Origin of the sequence: Corynebacterium sp. LK14 (assembly GCF_008042215.1) — a bacterium.
In the GTDB taxonomy this organism is placed as follows: Bacteria; Actinomycetota; Actinomycetes; order Mycobacteriales; family Mycobacteriaceae; genus Corynebacterium; species Corynebacterium striatum.
In genome coordinates, this window is record NZ_NOVQ01000004.1 from 1 (window position 1) to 1141 (window position 1141).

At 52.3% G+C, this 1141-nt stretch carries 1 protein-coding gene and 1 rRNA gene; one reads left to right on the forward strand and one right to left on the reverse strand.

Features of this window, described 5'->3' with window-relative positions; translation table 11 throughout:
- Positions 1-208 (reverse strand): hypothetical protein (locus CHU71_RS12920; protein WP_222709848.1); only part of this gene is annotated, 208 nt, incomplete at its 3' end.
- Positions 209-309: 101 nt separating this feature from the next.
- Between CHU71_RS12920 and CHU71_RS01400 the strand changes: the two genes are divergently transcribed.
- Positions 310-1141, forward strand: a 16S ribosomal RNA gene (locus CHU71_RS01400); the annotation flags it as partial.

Below are 1141 nucleotides of genomic sequence, written 5' to 3' on the forward strand. Positions count from 1 at the left end.
GGTGTTTGGTTGGTGTGGTGTGTGCCGGATCGGGCCTTTTGGGGCGCGATTGTAAATAATTAAGTTTATTTGTTTGGTATGCATTGAGATTGCGTGAATCATTTTTTGTGGTTTGACTGCCCCCTTTTTTTGCCCCGTCGGGTTGGGGGTGGTTGTGATTTTTCTTTGTATAGTAATTTTTGGATTTGCCAGCCTTATTAAGGATCAATGTTGTTGTGTTTTCGATGGTGTTGGTTTTTGGTTGGTTTGTCTTTTTGTTAGGTTTGGGCTTTTCACGGCCTGATTTTTTGGCTTTTGTGCTGAAATTTTTTTGTGGAGAGTTTGATCCTGGCTCAGGACGAACGCTGGCGGCGTGCTTAACACATGCAAGTCGAACGGAAAGGCCTGCAGCTTGCTGCGGGTACTCGAGTGGCGAACGGGTGAGTAACACGTGGGTGATCTGCCTTGCACTTCGGGATAAGCTTGGGAAACTGGGTCTAATACCGGATAGGACAGCTGTTTAGTGTCAGTTGTGGAAAGTTTTTTCGGTGCAAGATGAGCTCGCGGCCTATCAGCTTGTTGGTGGGGTAATGGCCTACCAAGGCGTCGACGGGTAGCCGGCCTGAGAGGGTGTACGGCCACATTGGGACTGAGATACGGCCCAGACTCCTACGGGAGGCAGCAGTGGGGAATATTGCACAATGGGCGGAAGCCTGATGCAGCGACGCCGCGTGGGGGATGAAGGCCTTCGGGTTGTAAACTCCTTTCGACAGGGACGAAGCTTTTGTGACGGTACCTGTATAAGAAGCACCGGCTAACTACGTGCCAGCAGCCGCGGTAATACGTAGGGTGCGAGCGTTGTCCGGAATTACTGGGCGTAAAGAGCTCGTAGGTGGTTTGTCGCGTCGTCTGTGAAATTCCGGGGCTTAACTCCGGGCGTGCAGGCGATACGGGCTGACTTGAGTGCTGTAGGGGAGACTGGAATTCCTGGTGTAGCGGTGAAATGCGCAGATATCAGGAGGAACACCGATGGCGAAGGCAGGTCTCTGGGCAGTAACTGACGCTGAGGAGCGAAAGCATGGGTAGCGAACAGGATTAGATACCCTGGTAGTCCATGCCGTAAACGGTGGGCGCTAGGTGTAGGGGGCTTCCACGTCTTCTG